The following is a 22508-nucleotide window of genomic DNA, read 5'->3' as shown; positions in this document are numbered from 1 at the left end:
CTCAGTTGCTCTCCTTGTACTTGCCCAGTTCCTGCCGTGCGATGGCGCGCTTGTGCACTTCGTCGGGGCCGTCGGCGAGCCGGAGGGTGCGCAGGTGCGCCCAGGCGGCGGCGAGCGGGAAGTCGTCGGTGACACCGCCCGCCCCGTGCACCTGAATCGCCCGGTCCACGACCTTGAGCGCGATGTTCGGCGCGGCCACCTTGATGGCGGCGATCTCGGTGCGCGCGGCCTTGTTGCCGACGGTGTCCATCAGGTGCGCGGCCTTGAGTGTGAGCAGCCGGATCATCTCGATATCGATGCGCGACTCGGCGATCCAGTCCTGGATATTGGCGTTGTCGGCGATGGGCTTGCCGAAGGCGACCCGCGCCCGTGCGCGCTTGCACATCATCTCCAGCGCGCGTTCGGCCATCCCGATGCTGCGCATGCAGTGGTGGATGCGGCCGGGGCCGAGCCGGGCCTGGCTGATCGCGAAACCCTCGCCCTCACCTTTGAGCACGTCGGTGGCGGGCACCCGCACGTCGGTGAAGTCGATCTCGGCGTGACCTTCGCGTTCCTGGTAGCCGAAGACCGGCAGCCCGCGCAGGATCGTGACGCCCGGCGCGTCCATCGGGACCACCATCATGGTCTGCTGGCGGTGCGTGGCCGCGCTGGGATCGGTCTTGCCCATCACGATCATCACGCGACAGTTCTTGTGCAAGGCGTTGGTGGCGAACCACTTTCGGCCGTTGAGCACGTAGTCGTCGCCGTCGCGCACCATCGACAGTTCGATATTGGTGGCGTCGGAGCTGGCCACCCGTGGTTCGGTCATCGCGAACGCCGACGCCATGGTGCCCTCGAGCAGGGGCTTCAGGTACTTCTCTTTGTGCTCCTCGGTGCCGAACAGCTCGAGCACTTCCATGTTGCCGGTGTCGGGGGCGTTGCAGTTGCAGGCCTCGGCGGCGAGGTGGCTGCGGCCCATGATCTCGGCCAGCGGCGCGTATTCGAGGTTGGTCAGGCCGGGCCCGCGGCCGGGGTGCGGGTGGAACAGATTCCACAGGCCGCGCCGCTTGGCCTCGGTCTTGAGTTCCTCGAGGATGGGCGGCTGGAAGTGCGGGTCGCCGGATTCGCGCATCTGCGCGTCGTAGACGCTTTCGGCCGGGTAGACGTGCGCGTCCATGAAGTCGAGCAGCTCGTCGGAGTACTTCTTCGCGCGATCGCTCAGATCGAACAGTGACATGGCTTCTTCCTCGCTCAGTGGTTCTCGCGCAGCGACGACTGATAGCGGCGTATGCCGCGCAGCCAACGGTCGTAGTCGGCGCCCTTGTGGCGGTACATGTCCAGCACCTGAGGATGGGGCAGGATCAGGAATTCCTCGGCGGCGACGGCCGTGAGCACGATGTCGGCCACGTCGGCGGGTTCGAGGACCTCGCCGGCCGACACGACGGCGCGGGTCGCGGTGGCGCCGAGTTCGGTGCCCGAATCCTGGCCCTCGTACAGCAGTTTCGTATTGACGCCCATCGGGCACAGGCAGCTGACACGAACACCCTGGTCGCCGTAGGTGACACTGAGCCACTCGGCGAACCCGACCGCGGCGTGCTTGCTCACCGAGTAGGTGGCCGAACCGATCTGGGTGAGCAGACCAGCGGCCGAGGCGGTGCTGATGAAATAGCCGCCGCCGCGTTCGATCCACTGGGGCACCAGCAGCCGCGCGGCGCGGATGTGGGCGCGCAGGTTCACGTCGAGCGCGCGATCCCAGTCGTCGTCGGCGACATCGAGCCCCGGAGCCCCGACGACGCCCGCGTTGGCGAAGTACAGATCGACCGGCCCGAAGCGCCGCTGCGCCAGCTCGATCAGCCCGCTGATCTGCGCGGTGTCGGCGGCATCGGCGCCGACACCCACGGTGGCGCCCGGGTGCTCGGCGTTGATCGTGTCCGCCACGGCCAGCGCGGCGGGTTCGTCGAGGTCGGATACCACTACCTTCGCGCCTGCCGCGGCGAGTGCGGCGGCCAGCGCGGCGCCGATGCCCGCGCCGCCACCGGTCACGATGGCGACCTTGTCGGCAACTCTCACGAGAGTTCCTTCCGTTCGTTCAGTACAGCGCGGTCCGCGGACCCGTCCGGTGAACCCGCAGGTCTGAATGTATTGAAAGTTGACGTCAACTTCAAGTGTGAGCGCGTGCACAGCGTGGCGCGGGGAAAACGCGCCGTCCGGCACCGTGGAAGTGGTGCCCGAGCGCATCCCGCGGCGCGCGGCAAGCCTCAAAATCCCGCGCGCGCCCCGGTGTCGACGAGGGTGGCGATCCAGGCGCGGGTGTCGGCGGGGTCGATCACATCGTCGAGTTCGAAACCCGTCGCGGCGGTGAGTGCCTTGCCCTGCTGATAGCCCACGGCCAGCAATTGCTGGAACAGCGTCTCGCGCTCCGCCGGATCGGCCACGGCGGCGAGCTCTTTGCTGAAGCCGAGGCGAACGGCGCCCTCCAGCCCCATCGGCCCGATCTCGCCCGTCGGCCAGGCGACGGTGAACCGCGGCGCGCGGAAGTGGCCCGCCGCCATCGCCATCGCGCCGAGCCCGTAGCCCTTGCGCAGGATGACGGTGCCGAACGGGACGCTCAGTTGCGCGCCGAGCACGAACAGTCTGCTGAACCGGCGCACCGTCGCGGTCTTCTCCGCATCGGGCCCGACCATGAAACCCGGTGTGTCGCAGAGAGAGACGACCGGCAACCCGAACGACTGGCACAGGCCGAGGAAATCGCCCATCTTGTCGGCCGCCTCGGCATCGATCGCACCGCCGAGATGATGGCTGCTGTTGGCGATCAAGCCGAACGGTTCGCCGTGCACCCGCACCAGCGCGGTGACGATGCCGACCCCGTAGTCCGGCCGCAGCTCCAGCGCCGAACCCACGTCGACGATCGCGTCGATGGCGCGATGGATGTCGTAGGCGCGTAACCGGTTCTCCGGCACCACATGTCGGGCCAGGCGTGGATCCGGCGCCCGCGCATCGTCGACCCTGCCCTGGAAATAACCGAGGTACTGCTTGGCCAGGGCCACCGCGTGCGCCTCGTCGCGCGCGACCAGGTCGACGACACCGTTGCGGCGCTGCACCTCGACCGGGCCGATGTCTTCCGGACGGTAGGCGCCGAGCCCACCGCCCTCGATCATCGCCGGTCCGCCCATGCCGATATTGGCCTCCGGCGTCGCGATGATCACATCGCAGACACCGGCCAGAGCGGCATTGCCCGCGAAGCAGCGCCCCGACACGATCGTCACCAGCGGTACCTTGCCGCGCAGGGCGCCGAGTGCGCGGAAGGTCGTCACGTCCAGGCCCATGCCGGTCACGTCGGTGTCGCCCGGCCTGCCGCCGCCACCCTCGGCGAACAGCACCACCGGAACCCGCTTGCGTTCGGCGAGTTCGAAGGCGCGGTCGGTCTTGGCGTGGTTGTTCTTGCCCTGGGTGCCCGCCAGCACGGTGTAGTCGTAGGAGATCACCACCGCCTCGGCATTGTCGAAACGGTCGGCGCCGATGGTCGCCAGGCCGGTGATCAGGCCGTCGGCGGGGGTGTTGGCGATCAGGTCCGCTTCGGTGCGCCTGCTGCGTTGCGCGGCGAACGCGAGGGCGCCGTATTCGACGAAGCTGCCCGCGTCGACCAGGTCGGCGATGTTCTCCCTGGCGGTGCGCCGGCCCAGCCCGCGCCGTTTGGCCACGGCCGCCGGGCGGGCTTCGTCCAGCGTCGCCAGGTGTCTGGCACGGATCTCGTCGACATCGGCGCGAGCGCGGTCGGGATCTGAATCGGTATGCGCGCTGCCGGTTTCGTCCGCGCCGGTGCGGGTGATGATCACCAGCGGATCGCCCGGCGCGACGACCTGGCCGGGGCGGACCAGTACCCGGACGATCCTGGCGGCGTCGGGCGTGGTGCGCACATGCTGCATCTTCATCGCCTCCAGCACGGCGAGCTGACCGCCCGCGCCCACGTGGGCACCCTCCTCGGCCACTTCGACCACCGTGCCCGCGAGCTGCGCGCGCACGGCCTCCTGCCCCGGATACAGCTCGATCGCGGCGCTCGCGACCTCGGGCTGATCGGTCTGTGCCGCCGCCACCAGTTCGGTCGTGTGCTCGGCGAGGAAGCCGGTGGTGGCGGTCCCCGACTGGAAAGTGCTGTCGGCGAGGATCTCGCGCAGGAACGAGATGTTGGTACCGATGCCGGTCACGGTGAACTCGGCGAGTGCGGTCGCGGTCTTGCGGGCGGCGGCGGGGAAGGACTGTCCGCGGGTGCGGGTGATCACCTTGGCCAGCAGCGAGTCGTAGCGCGGGCTGGGGGTCAGCCCGGCGCGGCCGAAGGTGTCGACGCGCACGCCGGGGCCGGTCGGTGGTGCGAAGGCGGTCAAGGTGCCCGCGGTCGGCACCGCTGATCCGTCGGCCGTCATCGTCTCCATGTTGACCCTGGCCTGGATCGCGATGCCGTCGGCGGTGGCCGGGTCGCCGGTGGACGCTGTCGCGTCGGCGGTGATTCCGCGGGGGAGTCCCAGTGCGCCGAAGGGTGTGCCCGCGGCGATCGCGAGCTGCGTGGCGACCAGATCCACGCCGGTCACCTCTTCGGTCACGGTGTGCTCCACCTGAATTCGCGGATTCACCTCCAGGAACACGAATTCGCTGCCGGAGACCAGGAATTCGACGGTCGCCAGTCCGCGATAGTCCACGTGGGCGCACAGCCGGGCCGCCGCCGCGTGCAGCTGACCGCGCAATGTGCTCGAAAGCCCTTGCGCGGGAGCTATTTCGAGCAGTTTCTGGTGCCTGCGCTGAACGCTGCAATCGCGATCGCCCAGTGCCAGCGCCGTGCCGCCGGTGGCGACGATCTGCACTTCGATGTGGCGGGCGTTCTCGAACAGTGTTTCGGCGAAGACCGACGAATCACCGAAACCGAGCCGCGCTTCCGCGGCGCACTGCCGGTAGGCGTCATCGATCTCCTCGGCGGTTCGCACCACCCGCAGGCCACGGCCGCCGCCACCGCCCAGCGCCTTGATCATGATCGCGCCGGGATGGGTGTCGAAGAACGCGCGGACCTCCTCGACGGTGCTCGGTCCCATCGTCGCGGGCAGGACGGGCAGGCCCGCGGCCACGGCGCTCGCGCGGGCCGAGGACTTGTCGCCGAACAGCTCGAGCACCGCGGGATCGGGACCGACGAACGTGACGCCCTCGGCCGCGCACGCACGGGCGAATTCGGCGTTCTCGCTGAGGAAGCCGTAGCCGGGATGGAGATAGTCGGCGCCGGACTCCTTGGCGGCGGCCAGGATCGCGGCGTGGTCGAGGTAGGCCCTCGCGCCAGTGCCCGCCAAGCCGATCGCTTCACCGGCCGCGTGCACATCGGGATTGTCGGCGTCGTCCTCGGCGTACACGGACACGGTGTCGATGCCGAGTTCGGCGGCGGTGCGCAGGACGCGCAGGGCGATCTCGCCCCGGTTGGCGATGAGCAGCTTCACAGGGCGTCCTCGGATTCGGTGGTGGCGCGAGTCGGGCTGGGGAAGCCGATCAGTCGTTCGGCGATCGCGATGTGATCGGTGATGAACTGCTCGCGCCGGTGCCGGTCGGCTCCGGCGCGCCGGGAGGCGCCGATCAGCAGCGCGTCGGCGAGGGCCTCGACGATCCGCGACGGCGGGGCGCACGGGTCTATCCCGCCACGCACCTCGGCGCGTTCGAGAAACGCCGTGAACCGCTTGCGCAGGCGAGTGCGCACCCCCGACCACTGCTCGCCGATCGCGGGATCGATCCCCGCCCGGTGTTCGATCAGCGCCACCAGCGCGCCGTTGGCGAACACGGCTTCCGCGAACGCCCGTGTGGTTGCCCCGATGACCTCGGCGGCCGGGGTCACCTCGATGTCCACCACGAGTTGAGCGGCGAGGAACTGGGCGCATACCCGCTCGGTGATCGCCCCGAACACCTCGTCCTTCGACGAGAAGTACGCGTAGAACGTCGCCCGGGAGACCCGCGCCCGCGTGGTGATCGTCTCCACCGAGGTCTGGTCGTACCCCCACTCGGCGAAGCACTCCGCTGCCGCGTCCAGCAACTCGCCGCGGCGTGGTCCGGCGCTGTCCTTGCGCGCCGACCGGGCCCGCTCTTGTGCGTCGCTCGTGGTCACCGTCGCCAGTGTCATTGACGTTGACGTCAATGTCAATGGTCGATCAGGCCGTTGACCTGTTCGGTTACCGAAAGTGGCACCCACCGGGTAATATCGCCCGACGTAACGACGCAAGGCCCTGTAGCGCAGTTGGTTAGCGCGCCGCCCTGTCACGGCGGAGGTCGCGGGTTCGAGTCCCGTCAGGGTCGCTACACCACGAAGTCCCCCACACCGATCCGGTGCGGGGGACTTCGTCGTATCAGCTGATCGCGCTCGGACGGGCCCGCGCGATCGCGGCCGATTCCGCTGGCGGGGTCAGCGGAACGGCCAGCGGGTCAAGCGGTCGTGGGCGCGCTTCTCGTACGGGCGGGCGCCGAGCACGCGGGATCGGTGCATCGCGGCGATGACCAGGGCTTCGGCGTCCGAATGGCCCAGCAGGGCGCGGGCGGTGCCCCGGTAGAGGCCGGACGGGCCGAGACAGACCAGCCCTGGCCACTGCACGAGAAGCGTTTCGCCCCAACCCTGGGTGAGTGGTTCGACGGCGGCGGCGGCTTCGGCCACGCGGTCGCGGTGGCGCGGGGCGTGCTGTCCGATGGTGAGCAGGGCCTCAACGACCAGCGGGACGCGGACGGCGGCACGTGGACCGTGCAGCGTTCCGGGCAGCGCGACGATGGTTTCGACCAGGCGCAGCGCGCGTTCGTGATCGCCGATCTCGGCGGCGGCCATGGCGACCACGATGCCGAAATCCTCGTCGAAGTCCTCGGCCATGCGATCCACGTCGGCCAGGACCTCGCCGAGACGGCCGCGATGCCACAACTCGATGGAACCGGCGGTCAGCATCGAGGCGTCGGCGAGCAGCCGGGCCGGACCGTCGACCGCGCCGAGGTCCTGTGCGAAACGGGTCATCAGCGTGCGTGATTCGTCGTAGTCGCCGCGCAGCACGGCGAGCATCACCTGCCACCACAGCTGCGTCGCGGCCAGATCGGTGCCGTGATCGGCGGCCAGGCGCGTGAATTCCGCCGACAGCCACCGGACCGAGCGCAGCTCGCCCGCCTCCAACGCGCAGACGCGGCGCAGGTGGATCGCGGTGGCCCTGGCCTCCCGATCGTGACCGGCCAGTTCCTCCAGTTCCTCGGCGATCTTCTGACGTTGGGCAACCGTCGACGGACTCCAGGAGCACACGAACTCGGCGAGCAGCACCTGCGCGCGCGACGACGAGCCGGGGGCGCTGCGCGAGCGGGCCTCGGCGAGGGCGTCGAGGTCACCCGCGAGGCCGTGGACGGCACGGTCGACGGCCTCCATCGCCTGGATCTCCGCGACGAGATCGGCGTCGAGGCTCAGCCGATGGGTGAGTGCCTGAGCACGCAACCGGGACGAACCCGACAGCACCACACCGTATCCCGAGAAGTACCCGGCGGCGCCGCGCGGCGCCGCCATCAGTGCGGTCCGCGCCAGCTCCGCCTGGTCACCGCGCGTCGCGCACAACCGCGCGGCCCGGTCGAAATGGGCCTCGGCCAGGTCGTAGCGGCCGAGACGATGGTATGCCTGACCTGCCAGCCGTTCGAGTTCGATGCCGGGGGCCGGGTCGTTCGAGTCGAGATGGCGCAACCCTCGGGTCGCGAATTCGACGCAGTCCTGCGCCGCGCCACAACGTAGCGCCTCCCGCGCCGCGGCCAGACAGGCGAGCGCGGCCGGGCGGTCGAGACAATCCAGGGCCGCCGCGCTCAGGTGCAGTGCCCGCTGCGCGGTCGCGTCCGGACGCCGAGCGGCGAGCGCCTCGGCGGCGCGCTTGTGCAGCAGGGCTTTTCGCTCGGCGCCGACCCCGGTCAGTACGGCGGTCCGCACCAGGTCGTGCGCGAAGACGATCGCGTCGTCGGTGTGGGTGACGACGCGGGCGGTGACGAGTTCGGCGACCTTCGCGTCGAAACCGGGGGCGGCTGCGGTCGCGACCACACCGACCGGGACGCGCGCGCCGAGAACGGCCAGCAGTTCGGCCAGCTCCCGAGCCGCCGCCGACACCGTCGCCAGGGTCGCGGTGGTGATCTCACCCACCGCGCCGGCGAGCGGGCGACCGGCGCGGACCAGCCCGCACAGTTGCGCGGCGAGCAGGGGGCTGCCGGCACTGCGGGCGACGATCTGCGCGCGCGTCCCGGCATCAGCGATCGCGCCGCCACCGCCCGCGAGTTCGGCGTCCACCAGTTCGCCGATCGCGGCACTCGGCAGCGGCGGCAGGTCGACGAGAACATGCGCGCCCGCCGAGCTCAGCACCCGCAGCAGCGAATCCCGTTCCGGCGCGAGGGGTTCGGGTCGGACGGTGAGCAGCACCAGCACCGGATGCGCGCGCAGCACCCGCACGGCTCCCGCGATCATCCGCAGCGAGTCGAGATCAGCCCATTGCGCGTCGTCGATCACGGCGACGAGGGGTCCGGACTCACGCGCAACGGCGGCGAACAGAGCCGCCAGCGAGCGGGCGGTCGGCAGGGGCGGCACCGCGTGGCCCGCCAGGGCGAGCTGGTCGAGCCACGGGGTGAGCGTCGCCATGGCGGCGCCGACGCCGTCGACCCCCGCGGTGAAGTACCCGTTTCCGCCGTGGCGGCGCAGCGCGTCCTCGACCACGGCGGTCTTGCCGAGGCCCGGCGCGCCACGCACCGTCACGACGTTCAGTCCCCGCCGGGACTCGCTCCACGCGCGATCGAGGATCGCGGCGATCCCCGCCCGCCCGACCAGCCGCGAACCGGTCACCGGCGCGGGCGACCGGGGCGGATCACGGATCTCGACCTCCACCCGGACCGTGTCCGGCGCGGGGTCGAGCCCGAACTCCTCGCGCAGATCGCGCCGCAATCGCGCCAGGACGTCGCACGCCTGCGGTACCCGGCCGGCATCGCGCAGCGCGAGCGCGAGCAGGCGGGCGGTCGATTCCCGGAGCGGGTGGCGCTCGTGTTCCTCGCTCAGCGACGCGACGGCGGCTCGGGCGCGCCCGAGCGCGAGCAGCCCCTCCGCGCGCAGCTCCACCAGATCCGAGCGCAGCTCGCCGAGCCGGGTGCGTTCGGGCGCGAGCTCGACGATGTCGGAGATCTCGGGCAGCGCCTCGGCCCGCCACAGCCCCAGTGCCCGGTCGAGCAGCGCGACGGCGTGTTCCAGGTCGCCGTCGGCGCACGCCGCGCGCGCTTCGCGCGAGAGCACGTCGAGCAGGTCGAGGTCGGTGCCCGTGCCGGCGCAGCGCAGCGCGTAGCCGCCGGCCACGGTGTCGATGCGCAGGTCCGGCAGCGGTCTCAGCGTTTTGCGCAACCGTGAGACATACCCCTGCAGGGTGACCACGGCACTCTCGGGCGGCGTGCCGCGCCACAGCAGCTCGCACAGGTGATCCGGACTGCGCGCGGTGCGTTCGGCCGCGAGGATGACCAGCAGTTCGGCGTGCTTGCGCGCGGGCACTTCGATCCGGATGCCGTCGGGCCCCCACACCTGCAGCGGGCCGAGCACCGCGACCGTGGGCCGGTTCGCGTCGAACCATTCGCGCACCAGCGTCACACCAGCGCTTCGGTCGACTCTAGGTTCATGACCAACACCGAAACCCTCCTGGCAACCCCCGCAACGCGCGCGAAGCGAACCGCGACCGGTAGTCCTTCTCGCGCGACTTTACTGCGCCTGAGCGGCGCCGCGCTGTCCATCGCCGGTGCTCTGTGCATCACGGGCGGCACCCTGCATCCCATCGTCGCGCGCAAAGGGCACTCCGTCGAAGCGCTCACCAGTCCGGGCACGCCGATCGCGCAGATCCTGATCGGGCTCGGCACCATCGCGCTCGTCCTCGGTCTGCCCGGCATGTACGTGTGGATGCGGCCACGGCTCGGCCCGGTCGGATTCATCGGCGTGCTCTGCTACCTGATCGGCAACATCGTCACCGCGACCGGTCATCTCACCGTCGAACTCTTCGTCGCCTACCCGTTCGCCACCGATCCCGCCACCGCCCACCTGATCGCCGACAACGACAACATGATCGGCACCACCGCCTTCGCGCTGTTCAACGGCATCGGCGGCGCGGTAATGCTGATCGGCATGGCCCTGCTGGGCGCGAGCATGCTGCGCAACGCCACCGTCCCACGCCCGATCGCCCTGCTGACACTCGTCGGGATGGTCGGGTTCTTCCTCCCGATTCCAGCGACGGCGGGCATCTCCGGCTTCATCTACGAGGCCCCGCGCGGCATCGCGGTCATCGCCATCGGCGTGCTGATGATGCGGCGACCGACGGCGGTCCGACCTCGATGACGACGTTCGACGTGATCGTGCGGGGCGGGTTCGCCTCCGCACGGGCATGTCCATCGCAGGTCATGCCGTATTTCCACGACCGGCGAGACCGGTCGCCACGAGTTCGATCCACGCGGGCCGGTGCTCAGATGCGGTGGTCGATGCTGGTGATGCGGTGGCGGCCCGCGGTGACCTCGGTGGTGCGCATGACCTGGTTGATCTTCTCGGTGGTGGCGTCGCCCGGCCATTTCTGGTGGATGGTGACGTTCCAGAGGGTGGGGTCGGCGGCGTCGGCCTTGGTGATGTGGACGCAGTATTTGACGTCCAGCGGGAGCGAGCCGATGCCTTCGGCGAGCGCGGACGCACTGCCCACGTGGGCGTTGTCGGTGACGAAGGACCGGGCCTTCGCGGCGTCGCGGTCGACGTAGTAGCTGTATTCGAAACCGAGGATGGCGCCCTCGGGGCTGGCGGTGTCGCCGCGCTCGGCGCTGATGGTGATCGAGGGGGTGCGGAAGGACTCGCAGCCGGACAGGGCGTGGGCGGGCAGCGGCGGAACCACGGTGGACGTGGTCGCCCGCGAACCGGGAACGGCGGCCTGGGTGGTGGTATTCGACTTGTCGCCGGGGCCGAGAAAGATGGTGGCGGCCACCCCGAGGACGACCACGAAGGCGAGCGCGCCGACGACACCCTTGATCGCGGCGGCGGCTTTCGCCCGGCCGCCGCTGTCGTCGTAGCGCTCGTCGTCGTAGTTCTTGCGCGGGCGCCGGGCGACCTGACCGCCGCCGCCGAAGTCCTTGAGGCGCGGCAACACCGGCATCTCGACGTGGTCGCCGCTCTGTTCGGACGCTGTGGTGGTGGCCCAGTCGTTCCAATCGACGTCGTCGCCGCGCGGCGCCTCCGCGGGCACGTCGCCGTCGTTCCAGTCGTTCCAGTCGCCGGTGAACCCGTCGTCGTCGACGGGGGTGCGATATATCGGCTGGGCGGGTGCGGGCTGGAACGGGTCGGTGTTGTCGAACGGTTCCGGGTCGGGTGGCGGCCAGGTCTCGGGGTTCGTGCCGATCGTCTGTGGTTCCGCTTCGCGCCGTCGCCCGCGTCGCCGTTTGCCCTGCGGGCGACGGCGACCGGGCGTCGTAGCGTCCGGCGACGCGAAGTAGGCACCGAACGGATTGTCCATCGCCGGTTCCTACGCCGGCGCCGGGACGACTCCCGGTTGACCGTGTCTGGGCGCGGCGGAGGGCTTTTCGGTCTCCTGATCCTGCTGCGGACGGCTACCGGGCGGAACCACCCCGCCCTGCACCGGCTGCTGGGCGGGCGCGGGCGCGCTCGGAGCCTGCTGTGGCTGTTCGACTTTGGGTGTCTGGTTCGACTGGAACGGCGCGGCGGGTGCGGGTGCGGCGGGCTTCGACGATGCGCCACCGTCGTTGTTCGCCCCGGCCCCGGTGCCGCTGCCCCCGGTACCGCCGGTGCCGCCGTTCAGTCCGCCGAACAAGGTGCTCGTGCCGGTCCCGCCGCCATTGGTCGACGGCGAGGTGGGCATGGTGCCCGCCGGGGTGGTGGACGTGGTGCCCTCGGTCCCGGCGGCATTCGCGGCGAGCGTGTCGATTCCGGTCGTCGCCAGGTCTGTTCCCGCGTCGATCCCGTGCATCGCGACCTCGGCGATCTTGTCGATCAGGTGCGTTCCGAAGGTGACACCGGCGTCGATCGCCGCGGTCCCCAGCGACACCCCACCGTCGATCAACGCCTCCTGCAACGCGATCTGGGCGGCTGTCGCCGGATCGACGTTGTCGTCCTCGTCATCCCACGAGGAGTCGTCCCATGACGACGTGTCGGACCCGCCGGTGCCGAGCACGTAGACCCCCGGCGCCACCTCCGTCGCGCCGGGGGGCACGGTCACCCCGTTGGTCCCCCCGAGATCGCTGGTGAGTCCCTTGGTGTCTCGGGTGTACTGATCCATCTCGGTGCTGGCATTACCCACCACCCCGACCGCTTCCGAAATGGCCTCCTCGGCCAGCGCGACGATGGCGTCGAGGTTGTTCTCGTTCACCGCGGGCGCGGCCTTCTTCGCCTTGGCCCGGAAGTCGGCGATGATCGCGTCGACCTTGGCGGCCGCGGTCGACTGCGTCGAATGTGCCTGTCCGAGTAAGGAACTCAACTGAGTCCCGCGATCGGCCGCGGCCGAGACCTCGGTCGCGGTCTGTCGCAGCGAGGGGGTGGCCGGTGCCGCTGTGTCGGTCGACTCGAGCGCGTACAGCCCGAGTCGATGGGGGTCCTCGGTAGCCGTCGTCGCGAGGGAGGCCGAGTTCAGCGCGGCGACCACCGAGGCGTCGGGATCGGCGGAAGTATTGCTGCCCAACGATCTCCGCAATTCGAGCAGCGGCACTTCGAGCAGCGCGATCACCGGCTCGATCTTCGCCTCGGCTTCGGCGGGGGTGATCGTGCTCACCGTGGTCTCGGTGATCAACGACTTGGCACGCATCACGCCACCTCACTTTCGACTGCCCGCAGGTCGCCCGCCAGCCCGGTGTCGATCCCGGTCACGCTGGCGCCGTAGCGATTCAGGATGTCCTGATAGGCGTCGACCAGATTGCCCGCTGTGCTCAGCGTCGACGCGTGCTCGCCCGCGGCCTGTGTCCAGGCGGCGGCGAACTCACGTCCGAGCACGCCGAGCCCGGACAGGTCGACCCCGGCCGCGGTTGTCGTCTCTGCGGCCGCTGTGCCGAGTAGTTCGGAAACCCGAGCTGCCGCACGCTGATAAGCGTCGAGCGCTGACGGGTCGAAAGACATTTCTGCCACGATGTCTGCCCCTTCACGATCGCGGATCCCGGCACGGCCGGTGCGAAAAGCGTAACCACCCAGCGCCGTTTGTGGGGGAATCCTGTCCAGATGACAGGATCGATCTCGAGATCGCGCAGGTCAAAGACTTTCGCTGTGGTGTCGCGTGGTGCTGGTGTGACTGCCGGGCCGGTGCCCGAAATCAGACCGGCGAGTAGGGTCGGCCGTGTCATGGATGGGTATGGACTGCTGGCCCTGCTCGGGTTCGCGTTGCTCGACGCGCTCGACGTGTTGCTGGTGGCGATCACCACAGCCGTGGTCGCCGACGCCAGGCTGACCCGGCGCTCGCCGATGACCGGGGTGCTCAGCTTCCTCGGCGGCGTTTTCGCGATCTCGGTGGCCTTCGGTGTGTGCACCGTGCTCGGCATCGACTTCCTGGTCCGGCTCCTCGACTTCGAACTGACCCCCACCCTGCGGTACCGGGGCGAGCTGGTGATCGGCCTCGCGCTGGTCGCGGTGGCCGCGCTGCCGGTGGAGACCACCGCGTCCACCGGCGGTCGCTGGGTCGAGCCGGTGCGAAAGCGTCCGTGGTTGATGGGCGTGATCGGCTTCACGCTGGGGCTGGCGAAGGTGCCGACCTCGGTGCCCTACCTCGCGGCCCTCGCGCTGCTGTCGGCCCAACGGCCGCTGCCGGTGGTGTGGCCGGTGATCGTGGCGGGCTACTGCGTGATCGCCCTGCTGCTGCCGCTGGTCGTGCTCGCGCTGGCGATGCGCCGGACACCGCGTTCGCGGCGGGTATACCGCCTGCTCGTGCGAGGCATCACCCGCTTCGGGCCGCCGGCGATCAGGGTGCTCTTCGTCGTGTTCGGCCTCGGATTGATCATCGACGCGCTGGTCCACGCGAGTCGGCTGTGGTGAGCGCCGCCCGGCCACTCAGGAAAGCGTCAGGACCATCGAGTACGGTCATAACGAATCGATGACATGCCACGTGCCCGCATCCTGGGCCGCGGGGCTATCCAGGTGAGCAGGGAGGGCGACCCTTGAGGGTTACCGTTGTTGTGCCGACCTACAACGAGCGGGAAAATCTGCCGGTGGCTGTGGAGCGGCTGACGGCTCTGCCGGTGTCGGATCTGCACGTGTTGGTAGTAGATGATAATTCACCCGACGGCACGGGTGACGTGGCCGACAAACTGGCCGCTGAGCTGCCGAATGTCGTGAGTGTGCTGCACCGCACCGAGAAGGACGGCCTCGGCCGCGCCTACATCGCGGGCATCACGGCCGCACTCGACGAGGGCGCCGACGTGGTGATCCAGATGGACGCCGATCTGTCGCACCCCGCCGAGGTGATTCCGTCGATGCTGGAGAAGCTGAGTTCCGACGACGTCGGGGTGGCGCTCGGGTCGCGCTATGTACCCGGCGGTTCCACCGCCGAGGAGTGGAAGTGGTACCGCAAGGCCCTGTCGGCCTGGGCCAACTTCTACGTGAACCTGATCCTGCGCCTCGGGGTGAAGGACGCGACCGCCGGTTTCAAGGCCTGGAAGGCCGACACCCTGCGCGCGATCGACGTGGCCTCGATCCGCAGCAACGGCTATTCGTTCCAGGTCGAGATGAACTACCGCGCGATCAAGAAGGGCTACACGATCGCCGAGGTGCCGATCCGCTTCGAGGAGCGCACCGTCGGCGCGTCGAAGATGAGCCTGAAGGTGCAGCTCGAATCGGCACTCATGCCGTGGAAATTGCTGTTCGGCCGCTCGGTATAAGTGCTCTACGCGAAAGGCCCCGCCGAATCTCGGCGGGGCCTTTCGCTGTGGGTCACTCGGCGGTGATGCCGCGACGCACACCTTCGAGCGCGATCACGATGATCGGCACCAGCACCACGTGCATCACCGAGAGGGCGATGGTGGAGGCGGTGTCGAAGTCGGTGGCCACGGTCAGCGCGATGGTCCCGATCGACAGCACCGATCCGACCACGGCGGCGGTCCGCAGCACGCCGGTCCATACATAGGACACCAGCACCGCGACGGTCAGTCCGATCAGCAGCGGTACGGCCGACATCACGATCACCCCGCCGGGCGCGACGCTGGAAGCCTTGCCCTGGTCGGTCATGATGAACGACCCGCCCGCCGCGGCGCCGATGGCCCAGACGATCAGGTTCAGCACTACGGCGGCGGCAGCGGCGCCGAGCACGGCGACGGGCCGGTTCAGCGCGGGAACGGTGTAGGTGGTGGAGGCGGCGGTGGTCATGATGTTCTCCCTCATTCGGTGGTGAGACCATCATCAAACCCGAACTATGGTTGGGGTCAAGTCTTTCAGTGGAATTCGGGTTCGGGCCAGTTCAGCAGCGTGTGCTCGAACAGCTGCCGAACGCTCTCCACCTCGGCGTCCATGTCGGCCGGGTCCCAGCCGGAGACGTCGATCGGCGCCAGCACCGCGACATCGACTGTGCCGGACCGGGCGATCGGTGAATCCCGCCAGGCGATCTCGCCCGCGTTGCGGATCACCACCGGAATCACCGGCACGCCCGCCTGGATGGCCATATGGAAGGCGCCCTTCTTGAACGGCCCGACGCCACGGGTGAACGAACGGGTTCCCTCCGGCGCGACCCCGATCGAGAGCCCGGCACGCAGGGTCGAGACCACCGGGGCCAGTGAGGCTTTCGCGCGCTCGGTATCGGTGCGGTCGATGAAGGTGACCCCGACGAACCGCATCAGCGGGCCGAACAGCGGGTGGTTGGCGAGTTCCTTCTTGCCGATGCCGGTCACCGCGCCGTCGAGGACCTTCGGGACGATGATCACGTCGAACTGGCTCTGATGGTTGAAGAGGAAGACCGCGGGCCTGGGCGCGCGGGCATTCTCGGCGCCGACCACGCGCAGTTGGACGCCGATCGCGCGCAGGGTGGCGGTGGTGGCGTCGTGCATGAGCGCGTCGGCCATCGACTGGCGTCGTCCGGTGTAGGACTTGCGGAGTACGCCGATCAGCGCGCCGCCGATGAGTCCGGCGAAACCGGCGACGGTGCGCAGGTAGTCGACGGGGCGTGGGGCTCGGCGCGGGCGGAAGGTCAGGGTGCGCCAGTCGTTGCCGATGGCGATCGCGGCCAGGGCGGGGTCGGGGTTTATCACGGTCGGCCGCGTGGCGAGTTCCAGCAGGGGCAGGTCGGTCACGCTGTCGGCATAGACGTAGCCGACCTCCAGGTTCGCGGCGAATTCGACTACCGCCGTCGCCTTTGCGCTGCGCCACAGCGGGGCGCCCGCGGGGTGACCGGTGAGGACACCGTCCTCGACGGCGAGTTCGGTGCACAGCACGGTGTCGATGCCGAGTCGCTCGGCGACCGGCTGGACCTGGAACCGCGTGAGCTCGCTGACCAGGAGCACCGTGTGCCCGGCCGATCGGTGCGCCTGAACCAGCTCCCATGCCTCGGGGAACAGCCGCCCGTAGATCTGCTCGGCGAAGGCCTTGCGACCCAGCCGATCCAGCTCGGATTCAGCGACGCCCGCCCACGACTGCTCCACGGCGTGCAGAAAGCGGCTGTAGTCACCGTCGTTGCCGCCGCGCTGGATGCCGCCGAGCAGGGTGGCCGGCCGGCGCTCGCCTCGGCGCGACGCTCTGCGCGCCAACCCACGTCGTGGCAGACCGTCGACGACGGTGCCGCCGAAATCGAACACCGCGGCGACCTGTGCGCCCTGCGGGCCCGATCGGATCGCGGCCACGGCTTCGGCGAGTGAGCTCATCAGTTCGTGTTCCTGTTCGACGGGTCGAGCGAGGCCGCGCGGGCGATGCGGTCGCCGAGCTCACGCAGTCGGTCGGCGAATTCCTGTCTCTTGTCGCGCAATTCGGCCTCCGCACCCGGGGCGGCGGGCGCGATGAGGCCGTGGTTGCCCGCCAGTTTCCACGCGCTGGTGAACAGTTCCGACGATACCGATTCCGGGCTGTGCAGTCGCTGCTGCAACAGCATCTGCTTGCCGACCGCCACGCACTCGTCGATGAACTCCTTGCGATCGATCGGCTCGTCGGCAGGGCGGGCCACCAGCCGCTCGGCCACCACCAACTGCGCGTCGAAGAACGAGCGCAACACCCGGTGCGCCATCACGAACCCGGATTCGGTGACGGCACCGAGGAATTGGCGATCGAGCCGGTCGTCGGGGGTGTGCTCGTCCCATTCGGGCACGATGAGGCGCACTTCCTCGATGATCTGCGCGGCGAACTCCTGCCGTTCCGGGAAGAAGAATTCGAACTTGAGCAGATCGCGCAGCGCGAAGGCCGCCTTCCACGCCGCCCGCAGCGGGTCGTCGCCCGGCTGCTCCACCGCGGTCAGCGCGGCCAGTTCGAGGATGGCGCGGTTGACGAACCAGTGCACCGCGCTGTTGCGGTAGAAGGCGGCCTCGAGATGCGCGCCGGGTTCGATCGCGTAGACCGGTTCCAGCCCACCGCGATACACGGTGACCACGCCCGCCAGCGCGAGCTGCTCGAGCACCACCCGCAGGCCCTGTTCATCGCGCAGCGTGGAGAGTTCGCCGCTGGGCAGCCCGCGCCCGGCGATATAGGCGAGCACCGGGTCGAGCACCGTACGCACCTGGCCGAGGGTGAGCGCGCGTACGTGCACGCCGAGTAGGGCGAGGGTGACCAGCGCGTTGACGGTGATCGGGGTGACCTCGTTGATCCCGACGGCGACGTCGAAGGCCAAGCGCTGCACGGCTTTGTGCTCGGCAGCGGCGAGTTCGGTCTCATCAGGGGTGCTGGCCGTTCCGGTCTCGGCGTCGCGCAGCGGAATGGTCACGGGCCGCAGATCCAGCGGGTCGCCGTGCACGCCGAGCCGTTCCCGCGCCGAAATCGCCGCGCCGAAGCGCACATACACGCGTCCGGCCGAATGTTGCTGAAGGCGAACGTATTTCGCCAGCCAGCCGATGCCCTCGGCCTTCTTTGTGCCGCCCGCCTGTTCGCTGGCGATCGCGCCGAGCTCGTTGAGCCGCTCGTAGGTGATCGATACCGGCACCAGCATCACATCGTCGACGCGCCGCGAACGCACCGCGGCGGCGAGATAATTGAGTAGTCCGTAGCGCGGCGGGCGAAGCTTCCCCGTTCTGGTGCGCCCGCCCTCGAAGTACCACTCCATATTGAATCGCTTGGCCAGCAGATAGGCGAAGTACTCCTCGACGACCGCCTTGTAGACCTCGTCGTCGCCGAAGCTGCGCCGGATGAACACCGTGCCCGTGCGTCGGGCGATCGGTCCCATCGGCCAGAAGTTGAGGTTCGCGCCGCCGATCACGTGGTTGGGCGGAAAATCGTTGCGCGCCAGCACGTCACCGAGGACGAACGCGTCGACATAGGAGCGGTGCGAGGGCAGGAACACCAGTGGGTGTTTGCGGTTGAGCTTGCGCAGCGCGTCGAGGCCGCCCAGATCGGTGTCGACCTTCCAGGTCGAGGCGTGTACCGGGCGCATCGCCTGGGTGAACAGGTCCGAGACCAGCCTGCTCTGCGCGGCGACCAGTTCGCGCAGTGCCCGCTCCGCGTTGCGATACACCTGGTCGGGTTCGGAGCCGATCTCGTCGGCGATGTAGTCGAGCTTGCGCTGGAATTCGGGGGAGTCGAGGATCTCCTCGGCCACCAGCTGGGGCACCTTGTACCGATCACCGATGACGGTGCGTTCGGCGCGTTCGAGCGCGACCACCGCGGCGCGCACCACCGCGCGCGCGAACGGGTCGGCCGAGCCGGCGCGCAGCAGGGCCGCGGCCTCGGGATTGTTGGCGCGCAGGGCGCTGAGCCGGGCGGGAGCGCCGACGAGCACGCGGTGGCGGTCGGGTTCGGTGCGCAGCAGTCTGCGCTGAACCAGCCGGTTTGGCTTGCGTGGATTGGTGAGCATCGCCAGATCGGCGAAGGTCACCCGGCGCACGCCGTCACGTTCGGGCGGCAGCCACAGCACCCGGACGGGCACCACCAGCGGGTCGTCGTGCCTGCCGACGAGTCGCTTGGTGATGGCTTTGGCGTCGAGGTCGAGCTGGGTCACCGGGGCCGTGGTGTCGATCTCCGCACCGAGACCACCGCGGGCGATCCAGTCGCCGATCACTTCCCGTTCGACGGCGGAGGCCGCGTCGACGAGGGCGACTACCGAGTCTGCCTGCGGGCCGCTCCGCCCACCTGTGTCGATCATTGCTCCATTCAAGCCGCAGATACGGTTCGGTGTATCGAACTTGGTCCACAGCGCGTTGCGCGGCGTGTGCGGGCAACGCGATATCCGGCGTGTGCGACGGTGCTGGCTATTTGCTCGATAGCGCGGAAGTGGTGAAGAATACCCAACACCGGTCTGCTCTAACGGCGAGGTAATGCTAACCTAACTCAGAATAGTTAGGTCAGCTTTACCTTGGAGGATCGTTGTCGTCGACGGAACAACCCGTGCGGGTGGAGTATGTAACCGACCCCGCGGCAGCGATGGCACGCCTGGCCATCTCGGATCGATTCGGTGAGTACGTGATGTACGAACAGCCCGGTGTGTGGGTGTTCGCCGCCGACCCGCTCGGCAGTGTGGAACTCGATGCCGGCGAGTTGCGCACCGTCTGGGATGGTGAAACCACCGCTCGCGCCTGGACCGGCAGCCCGGCTACGGCCATCGACGCCGCGCTGGCCGCGCTGCCGCTCGACGGCCGTAATGCCTACGGCTGGATCGGATTCGAGTTCTGCGCCTACTCGCTGGCGGCGACCCACTACCTCAATCCGCTGACCTCGCTGGCGCACCTGATGATCCCGCGGATCGAGGTGCGCGTCGACGCCACCGGCGTGCGGATCAGCGGCGCCACCCCGAGTGAGGCGTGCGACATCCACGACCTGATCGCCGGCTCGCAGAATGCCGAGCTGCCCACCGCGACGCCGATCGACGTCCGCGCCGACCCGACCGACTACGAAGGGCGCGTGGCCAAGGCCGTCGCCGAAATCCGTTCCGGCAGCTATCAGAAGGTGATCCTCTCCCGCAAGGTCGACCTGCCGTTCCCGGTGGACGTGCCGGCGACCTATCGCCTCGGCCGGGCCGGCAACACCCCCGCCCGTTCGTTCCTGCTGCGGCTGGGTGGGCTCGAAGCGGCCGGGTTCAGCCCCGAACTGGTGGCCTCGGTCGACGACGATCGCATCGTCACCACCGAACCGCTGGCGGGTACGCGGGCGTTCGGGCTCGGGGCCGAGGCCGACGACGCCGCCCGCGCCGACCTGCTCGCCGACCCGAAGGAGATCGTGGAGCACGCGATCTCGGTTCAGACGTCCTTCGCCGAGATCACCGAGGTGGCCGTGCCCGGCACGTCCGCGGTCTCCGACTTCATGGCGGTGCGCGAGCGCGGCAGCGTGCAGCACCTGGCGTCCACCGTGCGCGGCACCCTGGCGCCCGACCGCACCGCGTGGGATGCCCTCGAAGTCCTGTTCCCGTCGGTGACCGCCTCCGGTATCCCCAAGCGCGCGGGCGTCGACTCGGTGTTCCGCAACGATCACGACCCGCGTGGGCTGTATTCCGGTGCGGTGGTGTGTGTCTCGCCGACCGGCGCGCTCGAGGCGACGCTGGTGCTGCGGGCGATCTACCAGACCAGCGAGGGCGCGTGGTTGCGCGCCGGTGCGGGGATCGTGGGCCAGTCGCGTCCCGAGCGTGAGTTCGAGGAGACCTGCGAGAAGCTGGGCAGCGTGGCGCCCTACGTGGTCAAGGCGTTCAAAGCCTGACATCGGATTCGATACGGCGGCTCACCCTTTCGGGGCGGGCCGCCGTATCGCGTTTCCGGTGTCAGCTGTGTGAGGCGCGCAGGGCCTTCTTGTCGATCTTGCCGACCGCGGTGATCGGCAGGGCGTCCGCCCGGCGGATCAGGTCGGGGAGCTTGTAGGTGGCGAGGCCGCGTTCGGTGAGGAAGACCTTGATCTCGCCGAGGGTCGGCAGTTCGCCGGTGACGACGAGGACCACACAGGCCTTCTCGCCCAGCGAGGCATCGGGCAGGCCGACCGCGGCGGCATGGCGGACGGCGGGGTGGGCGAGCAGGTGCTCCTCGAGTTCGTCGCAGGAGATGTTCTCGCCACCGCGGTTGATGACGTCTTTGATCCGGCCGCTCACGACGAGGTGGCCGCTGGGTAGTTGTCGGACGAGGTCGCCGCTGCGGTAGAAGCCGTCGGCGGTGAAGGCGCGCGCATTGTGTTCGGGCGCACGGTAATACCCGCGCAACGTGTAGGGGCCGCGGGTGAGCAGTTCGCCCTCCTCGCCCTCGGCCACGTCGTTGCCGTCGGCGTCGACGACGCGCAGCTCGTCGGCGGGGGACAGCGGTCGGCCCTGGGTGGTGTAGACCAGTTCCTTGTCATCGTCGAGACGGGTGTAGTTGAGCAGCCCCTCGGCCATGCCGAACACCTGCTGCAGGGTGCACTCCAGCGCGGGCTCGACCTCGCGTGCGTTCACCTCGGCCAGGCGCGCACCGCCCACCTGGAGCAGGCGCAGCGAGCTCAGGTCGGCGTCTTCCCAATCCACCGCCGCACTCCACAATTGGGCCAGCGGCGGGACGACGCCGGTGACGCTCACCCGGTGCCGCTCGATCGCGGCGAAGGCGGCCTCGGGGCTGGGGTCGAGCGTGAAGGCGACGGCGCCGCCGGTCGCGATGGTGCCGAGGATGCCGGGGCAGGCCAGCGGGAAGTTGTGGGCCGCGGGCAGGGTGGTGAGGTAGACGTCGTCGGGGGTGAGTTCGCAGACCGCGGCGCTGGCGGTCGCGTTGTAGACGTAGTCGTCGTGGGTGCGCGCGATCAGCTTCGGCAGGCCGGTGGTGCCGCCGGAGACCAGCATCACCGCGATGTCGGACGGGTCGACCTCGGGCAGCGAATCACCTTCGCGAGCAACCGAATCGAGGGCGAGGAACCCGGCCGTGGCGCCACTGCCCTGGTCCGGATCGCCTGCGACCAGGACATGGCGCAGGCTCGGCACCGCCTGGCGCACGGTCGTGGCCAGCTCGCGGTAGTCGAAGTCGCCGAGGCGGTCGGGGATGAGGTAGGCGACCGCTTCGGACAGCGCGGCCAGGTGTTCGATCTCGGCGCGGCGGTGCGCGGGCAGTGTGAGGACGGGGATGATCCCCGCGCGCAGCACGCCGAACAGGGCCGTCGCGAACTCGGGAATGTTCGGCAGCTGGACGATCACGCGGTCGCCGGGAGCGATGCCGAGGGCGAGCAGCCCGTGCGCCATCCGATCGGCGGCGGCGTCGAGTTCGGCATAGGTCCGCGTACCGGCGTCGCTGAGCACGGCGGGTCGGTGTGGGCGGTTCCGCGCGGTGTCGCGCAGGAGGTCGCCGAGCGTGCGCCCGGTCCAGTAGCCCGCGCCTCGGTACTCCCGCGCGGCGGCTTCGGGAAAGGGGACATAGCCATCGCGGTGGCCGGTTGCCGATGTCACGTACTGCCTCACTGGATTTCGGCG

At 69.6% G+C, this 22508-nt stretch carries 16 protein-coding genes and 1 tRNA gene; 5 read left to right on the top strand and 12 right to left on the bottom strand.

The features are described 5' to 3' along the window. Window position 1: 1 nt before the first annotated feature. The 4 genes from NA12_RS09745 to NA12_RS09730 form a co-directional block, all read right to left on the bottom strand. Window positions 2-1216, bottom strand: a complete 1215-nt coding sequence (locus NA12_RS09745; RefSeq protein ID WP_067448561.1) for an acyl-CoA dehydrogenase family protein — start codon at window positions 1214-1216, stop codon at window positions 2-4. A 14-nt stretch (window positions 1217-1230) separates the two neighbouring features. Then, window positions 1231-2049 carry an SDR family oxidoreductase gene (locus tag NA12_RS09740; protein ID WP_067448559.1) on the bottom strand — a complete coding sequence of 273 codons (819 nt, stop codon included), beginning with the start codon at window positions 2047-2049 and terminating at the stop codon, window positions 1231-1233. 188 nt (window positions 2050-2237) lie between these two features. Further along, complete coding sequence (locus tag NA12_RS09735) at window positions 2238-5453, bottom strand: acetyl-CoA carboxylase family protein (RefSeq protein WP_067448557.1); 3216 nt, start codon at window positions 5451-5453, stop codon at window positions 2238-2240. Next, complete coding sequence (locus NA12_RS09730; RefSeq protein WP_165914856.1) at window positions 5450-6109, bottom strand: TetR/AcrR family transcriptional regulator; 660 nt, start codon at window positions 6107-6109, stop codon at window positions 5450-5452. The genes NA12_RS09735 and NA12_RS09730 overlap by 4 nt, the downstream gene beginning before the upstream one ends. Window positions 6110-6223: 114 nt before the next feature. Here NA12_RS09730 and NA12_RS09725 point away from each other — a divergent pair. Beyond that, window positions 6224-6297, top strand: a tRNA-Asp gene (locus NA12_RS09725). Window positions 6298-6403: 106 nt separating this feature from the next. Here NA12_RS09725 and NA12_RS09720 read toward each other — a convergent pair. Further along, window positions 6404-9607 (bottom strand): ATP-binding protein, encoded by a 3204-nt coding sequence (locus NA12_RS09720; protein WP_067448667.1) that lies wholly within the window; start codon window positions 9605-9607, stop codon window positions 6404-6406. Window positions 9608-9643: 36 nt separating this feature from the next. On the opposite strand from NA12_RS09720, the gene NA12_RS09715 reads away from it, so the two are divergent. Further along, complete coding sequence (locus NA12_RS09715) at window positions 9644-10351, top strand: hypothetical protein (protein ID WP_067448553.1); 708 nt, start codon at window positions 9644-9646, stop codon at window positions 10349-10351. 124 nt (window positions 10352-10475) lie between these two features. On the opposite strand, the gene NA12_RS09710 is transcribed toward NA12_RS09715, so the two are convergent. Genes NA12_RS09710 through NA12_RS09700 form a run of 3 tightly spaced genes read right to left on the bottom strand, consistent with a single transcriptional unit; the run spans window position 10476 to window position 13123 of the window. Then, window positions 10476-11504, bottom strand: a complete 1029-nt coding sequence (locus tag NA12_RS09710; protein WP_067448551.1) for a DUF8176 domain-containing protein — start codon at window positions 11502-11504, stop codon at window positions 10476-10478. A gap of 9 nt (window positions 11505-11513) precedes the next feature. Next, a complete protein-coding gene (locus tag NA12_RS34325; RefSeq protein ID WP_067448550.1) occupies window positions 11514-12806 on the bottom strand; it encodes a hypothetical protein in 1293 nt (430 codons plus the stop codon). Then, a complete protein-coding gene (locus NA12_RS09700) occupies window positions 12806-13123 on the bottom strand; it encodes a hypothetical protein (RefSeq protein ID WP_132370144.1) in 318 nt (105 codons plus the stop codon). The genes NA12_RS34325 and NA12_RS09700 overlap by 1 nt, the downstream gene beginning before the upstream one ends. Before the next feature lie 210 nt (window positions 13124-13333). On the opposite strand from NA12_RS09700, the gene NA12_RS09695 reads away from it, so the two are divergent. Beyond that, a complete protein-coding gene (locus tag NA12_RS09695) occupies window positions 13334-14020 on the top strand; it encodes a GAP family protein (protein WP_067448546.1) in 687 nt (228 codons plus the stop codon). Between the two features lie 122 nt (window positions 14021-14142). Continuing rightward, on the top strand, window positions 14143-14862 hold the full coding sequence (locus tag NA12_RS09690) for a polyprenol monophosphomannose synthase (protein WP_255284074.1): 720 nt from the start codon (window positions 14143-14145) through the stop codon (window positions 14860-14862). Window positions 14863-14914: 52 nt separating this feature from the next. Here NA12_RS09690 and NA12_RS09685 read toward each other — a convergent pair whose 3' ends face one another. The 3 genes from NA12_RS09685 to NA12_RS09675 form a co-directional block, all read right to left on the bottom strand. Continuing rightward, window positions 14915-15346, bottom strand: coding sequence for a DUF6069 family protein (locus NA12_RS09685; RefSeq protein ID WP_084472592.1), 432 nt, complete (start codon window positions 15344-15346; stop codon window positions 14915-14917). A gap of 65 nt (window positions 15347-15411) precedes the next feature. Beyond that, complete coding sequence (locus NA12_RS09680; RefSeq protein WP_067448540.1) at window positions 15412-16830, bottom strand: HAD-IB family hydrolase; 1419 nt, start codon at window positions 16828-16830, stop codon at window positions 15412-15414. Continuing rightward, on the bottom strand, window positions 16830-19247 hold the full coding sequence (locus NA12_RS09675) for a glycerol-3-phosphate 1-O-acyltransferase (RefSeq protein WP_067448538.1): 2418 nt from the start codon (window positions 19245-19247) through the stop codon (window positions 16830-16832). The genes NA12_RS09680 and NA12_RS09675 overlap by 1 nt, the downstream gene beginning before the upstream one ends. Before the next feature lie 248 nt (window positions 19248-19495). Between NA12_RS09675 and NA12_RS09670 the strand changes: the two genes are divergently transcribed. Then, window positions 19496-20791 carry a salicylate synthase gene (locus tag NA12_RS09670; protein ID WP_307188343.1) on the top strand — a complete coding sequence of 432 codons (1296 nt, stop codon included), beginning with the start codon at window positions 19496-19498 and terminating at the stop codon, window positions 20789-20791. A 61-nt stretch (window positions 20792-20852) separates the two neighbouring features. Here the strand turns inward: NA12_RS09670 and NA12_RS09665 are convergent, their stop codons facing one another. Then, window positions 20853-22484, bottom strand: coding sequence for a (2,3-dihydroxybenzoyl)adenylate synthase (locus NA12_RS09665; RefSeq protein ID WP_067448534.1), 1632 nt, complete (start codon window positions 22482-22484; stop codon window positions 20853-20855). Window positions 22485-22508: the final 24 nt, after the last annotated feature.

Origin of the sequence: Nocardia alba NBRC 108234, from assembly GCF_001612665.1 — a bacterium.
Lineage (GTDB): Bacteria > Actinomycetota > Actinomycetes > Mycobacteriales > Mycobacteriaceae > Nocardia > Nocardia alba.
The sequence above is the reverse complement of the archived record's forward strand: the minus strand, read 5'-3'. Positions and strand labels throughout refer to the sequence as shown.